The 4764-nt window shown below is 51.9% G+C and carries 3 protein-coding genes; all 3 read right to left on the bottom strand.

Going from position 1 to position 4764, the window contains the following annotated elements:
• Nucleotides 1-382: 382 nt before the first annotated feature.
• The 3 genes from ACT3TC_RS16935 to ACT3TC_RS16925 all read right to left on the bottom strand — a co-directional run bounded on the left by ACT3TC_RS16935 (nt 383) and on the right by ACT3TC_RS16925 (nt 4633).
• Nucleotides 383-2335: a M48 family metallopeptidase gene (locus ACT3TC_RS16935; RefSeq protein WP_444641125.1), complete on the bottom strand. Its 1953-nt coding sequence runs from the start codon at nt 2333-2335 to the stop codon at nt 383-385.
• Between the two features lie 31 nt (nt 2336-2366).
• The gene (locus ACT3TC_RS16930; protein WP_444641124.1) at nt 2367-2960 is read right to left on the bottom strand and encodes a LemA family protein; all 594 of its coding nucleotides are present in this window, start codon (nt 2958-2960) and stop codon (nt 2367-2369) included.
• Nucleotides 2961-3322: 362 nt separating this feature from the next.
• Nucleotides 3323-4633, bottom strand: a complete 1311-nt coding sequence (locus ACT3TC_RS16925) for a DUF945 family protein (protein ID WP_444641122.1) — start codon at nt 4631-4633, stop codon at nt 3323-3325.
• Between the last annotated feature and the right edge of the window lie 131 nt (nt 4634-4764).

The raw sequence follows: 4764 nt of genomic DNA, 5'->3' as shown, positions 1-4764 counted from the left end.
GAGCAAACACTTTAAATAACGAACCCACTTATCACTATATCAATTTAACTGACAATAACTTTCCAGAAATTTAATTTTGATTAAACCAATGACGCTGCACTGGTTAGAGGCCACCATTCAGTGTTTCGCAAATAAAGTCCCTTTTTGCTGCTGTATACGCTTCTCTATCCAACCTATATTTCGCCGCCCAACGCCTATCGATCAGAGAGGCGTTATATTCCATGGAAGTTGAAAAGAGGCAGCAGCCGAGCCCGTTCCTCTTCAAACAGAGTTGGCCAATCAGTACTGTATGAGCAGAGCACTATCTTCTCGTTAGTCGCTCGGTTCAAGGACTCTGCCTCATTCATACTATGGATACTCTCCGCCTTGAGAATGGCGACGCTCAATCACTCTCTATCAACAGCGGCGGCATGGGGCATTCCAGCATATCGGCGATGACGCGAAACAGCTCGGCCTCTGCGGGCTTTATTTGCCCGCTATGCTCAATACAGCGGGCCATGGCCTGCAGAACAGCAGGCTTCTGTTGCGGTCGTAAACGACGCAAGCGGCTGACTACGGGGCCCAGCGTTTTGATATTAGGGGCCTCTCTTTTTACGTTTAGTGCAAACGGCAGTTCTTTTTCAGCGGCATCTAGCGCAGCGCTTACCTTTTCGGGGTCACTCTGCCCTGCCCAGGCCAGCACGTTGAGCAGCCGCTGGCACTCTTGCTGTAAATCGCTCAGCTTACGAACAGCAGAGCCACTACCTTTCTTGCCCAGGCCCAGGTGATGAACCAGCCAGTGATACAGCGTCCACTCAAACAGGCTGACCTGACTATCCGCATTGATCAGTTCTACCATGCAGTATCGAAAATGCGTGGCCTGATCCACTGACAGGTTTTTTAACGCTGGCAACGCCAATTCCATCAACGGCAGGCGAAGCTGGTCTCTAAGCATTAACACGTCGCCAGCATGATTCATGACTTCACGATACACATCCGGCAAGGCTGTCTGCTGAAGTGATGCCAGTTGCTGCTTACGCACCTCGATATTCTGGCTCAGCAGCAGTGCGTACATTAATGCGCGTACTGCGTAAGGATCGTGGGCGGCATCGACGAGCCGCGTAGGCAATGCATTGAGCATGGTACGTGCCTGGGCCAAATGGCGTGGGCCGGGTTGCCCCATTGAGGCAATCGCCATGCGGGCCGAGGTGCCGTTCATGGTTGCTGCGCTGGAGTAAGCGTGGGCGGAGGGGGTGTCTGCAAAGCCAACCGTTGACTCACCTCCCGCTTTTTCCACGTCACCGTCAAAAGGCGCACTGAGCGGCGCGTTAAATTCACCGTTCCAGCTTGGCATAACGCGTTTGATGCGCTGGCGTATCGGCGGGTGGGTCGCCAATAAGCGAGTGAAGCCAAGCTTCATGCCCTGGCCGAAAAACAGGTGGCTATATTCGCTCGCTTGGGAGGCTTCTATTCTGGCCCCCTGCGTAAGGGAGCCAATCTTGATTAACGCTTGGCCGATGCCATTGGGGTTACGCGTATATTGAACAGCGGAGGCGTCGGCCAGGTATTCTCGCTGGCGGCTCACGGCCGCCTTGATCCAGTTGCCAAAAAACGTGCCCGCATAACCAATGACGGCCAGGGCAACACCCAAGGCAAGTACGGCGACAGCGCCTTTGCTATTTGAATTGTTACGCCGCACAGCTCGACCACGCGACGTCGTACTGCGCAGCAGAATATAGCCTAACAGTCCGATCAGAAGCACACCGTGAAGTACGCTGATCAAACGCATGTTCAAGCGCATATCGCCATGCAGAATGTGGCTAAATTCATGGGCAACCACGCCTTGTAGTTCCTCGCGGTTGAGGTGATTAATCGCCCCCTGGGTGATCCCGATCACGGCATCGCTGGTATCATACCCGGCGGCGAAAGCGTTAATACCCGCTTCCTGAAGCAGATAAACCGGTGGAACCGGCGTGCCCGAGGCAATTGCCATTTCTTCCACCACGTTGAGAATACGGCGCTCGTTAGCGTTTTCGGTGCTGGGGCTGATTTCTCGTCCGCCCAGCGCCTCGGCCACTACTTTACCGCCGCCGCGACGCAACTGAGAGCGCTTGAAAAGCCCGCCGAGCCCCACTAACGCCACCACGCCAAGCGCAACCACGGCTACCAGTTCTGGGGATAGCGCAGCCAACAGGTTATTCGCTGTCACGCTGCCTCGGTCATCTCTCATGAAATGCACGACGATTGCGATCACGACAGTGGTGACCGCTATCAGGGCGATTACCGCCGCTATCAATAAAACAACCAGCTGCCCGGTTTTACGCCGGGCGTTGTCCTGAGCCGTAAAGAAATCCATGCACACCTATCCTTGTGGGTTCAAGAACGCTTCAAAACGATATTTTAGGCGCTGACTGAATCTGGGCGCTGTCCTCGAATTCCAGGAAGGAAGCGTCCTCGCCATGCCCCAACAGGCCAGCTACAGCCACCGGAGGGAAGCTCTGGCGGTAAGTGTTGTATTGCATGACAGCGTCGTTGAACGCCTGGCGGGCAAAAGCGACCTTGTTTTCAGTACTGGTAAGCTCTTCAGAGAGCTGCTGCATGTTTTCAGAGGCCTTGAGGTCCGGGTAAGCTTCCATCACCACATTAAGCCGCCCCATCGCTTGGCTTAGCGCACCTTCTGCCCCGCCCAATTCGGCCATCGCTTTGGCGCTCCCTGGGTTGGCAGCCGCCGCTTTGAGCCCCGCCGCTGCTGAATTGCGCGCTTCAATCACCGACTGAAGCGTTTCGCGCTCGTGGCTGAGATACCCTTTGGCGGTTTCGACCAGGTTAGGTATCAAGTCGTGTCGGCGCTTTAGCTGCACTTCAATTTGAGCAAAGGCGTTTTGAAAACGGTTTCGCAGTGAGACAAGTCGGTTGTACACACCGATAAGGTAGAACGCGATAACCGCTATTATCACTACGACAATGATAGTTAAAACCATAATTGATCCTTCCTGTGGTTAATAAAAAACTATTACGCATCACGCCCTGACGGCTTTACTTGGCGAGTTTAGGCAAAAACTCTATATCCATGTGATATTTCTGGGGATCATTCTGCTCGATAAAGACAGCAATCGTATCCGTATTGATATAAGGCGAGGGATCAAACCAGATATTCTGGCTTTTAAACACATGTACTTGCATGGTAGCGGGATTCAACCACTGCGTTATCACCTGATAAGGATGTTTTCCATTGACCGAAAGTTTCAATACGGTACAAATTTGTTTAGTGCAGTGATCTTAATACCTTTGATTTAACACTACGCCACTCCATATGGCGTAGTGCTTATGATACAAGCCTTGCTTACATTACTTCTTCACCATTAACCGTCAGGACACCGCCTTGCCAGGTCAGCGTCTGCTCTTCAAAGTCCGGATCAATTAACAGAGCATAAGGCATGGGAATGAGTGAAAGTACCATCTGGGGAGGTGTCGTTACGCCAATATCCAGGCTCAAGCGGTTTTGGAGGTACTCTTGCGCCTCCGGTGTGCTCATCCTATCTTGCGATGCCTGAAGCTTCTCGGGTAACGGCAAACGGTTATCCCATAAAGCGCTGTATAGCGCCTCCTTGGAAAGTTCTTCACCATCAAAGCGGATATCCGCCGTAATGCGGGGATTGAAATCGATACCCAGCATGGGCAGCGTGACGTGCGCTTCCAGCGGCTGGAACGCCATTGAGGGACTCGCAATCAGGACATCATAGCCTCGCTCGATAGACTGGATCAGTAGTTCACGCTCCTCCTGCTCATCGCCGCGTACACCGGTCTCTTCATACTCTGCACGCATGGCTTCCAACGGTGCATAGGCTTCCTGAAGCGCCTGAAATGCTGACATATCCCAGTTCTTGGCATCGATATCAAGTGACAGGCTGCCCATTGAGGTGCCGTCGGCGCCGATATCGGCTATCTTAAAACGGCCGCCTGAATTGACGATTTGGCTATCACCTACGGATTCAGACTCGGCCTCAAGCTCAATGCCATCTATATAAACATTGACGCCCTCCGCCAAAAACTCAATTTTGGGTATTTCCAGGCGTTGATGTATCAGGCTAGACGCTTCCTGTGAGCTATTTTCAAAGCGTGGCGAGACAATCCGAAACGAGTCGTTCTCGTCATTGACAACAATTTCACGTGCCTGGCCGTCTACCTTCCAAACGTCTTCATCTTCAAGATCAAGATCCACTACTAGGTCGTGCAGAGTGCCGTCAAACTCAACGCCGCTTAACGAACCGGCCGTCAACTGCCCCGTGACGGCGCTGCGAGTAGCGACCAGATCAACGTCGATATCCCCGCGTAGAAACTGCTCGTTGGGATGAATCGTACCGGTAATCGGGCTATTGATAATGCTGTGATCCACCAGCAGATTTACCTGGGCATTGGCGTTTTCAACACCTTCCATACCGATCATTGCCGTCGCCGTTGTATTGAACAACGATTTATCAATCATTATGTCGCTTGCGTACCAGGAAACAGAATCATCCAACTGCGCAAAGGTTTGGGCTAGCGCTTTTTCCACCTCATTACCCACCACCGCTTGGGCGCCTATATATCCCCCAGCCCCGAGCACTACAACACCAGCAGCGGTCAAAATTAACGTCTTGGAAGTTGCGGGCATATCACTATCCTTAATAAAAATGATTATTAATTATCCTGTATTTAAGAATAAAAACCCACTGCTAATTCAGTTCATGGCGAGATATTAAAGAAAGAAAAAGCGAGGCAAAGACTCATATTCTTCGCCATTAA

It is taken from the genome of Halomonas sp. AOP27-A1-41 (genome assembly GCF_052378605.1).
In the GTDB taxonomy this organism is placed as follows: Bacteria; Pseudomonadota; Gammaproteobacteria; order Pseudomonadales; family Halomonadaceae; genus Vreelandella; species Vreelandella citrativorans.
This window is presented reverse-complemented; position numbering and strand designations above follow the sequence as displayed.

What these genes read in the sequence shown, in the direction of transcription:
- ACT3TC_RS16935 (WP_444641125.1), bottom strand. Translation starts at nt 2,335, where the DNA reads ATGGATTTCTTTACGGCTCAGGACAACGCCCGGCGTAAAACCGGGCAG.
- ACT3TC_RS16930 (WP_444641124.1), bottom strand. Translation starts at nt 2,960, where the DNA reads ATGGTTTTAACTATCATTGTCGTAGTGATAATAGCGGTTATCGCGTTC.
- ACT3TC_RS16925 (WP_444641122.1), bottom strand. Translation starts at nt 4,633, where the DNA reads ATGCCCGCAACTTCCAAGACGTTAATTTTGACCGCTGCTGGTGTTGTA.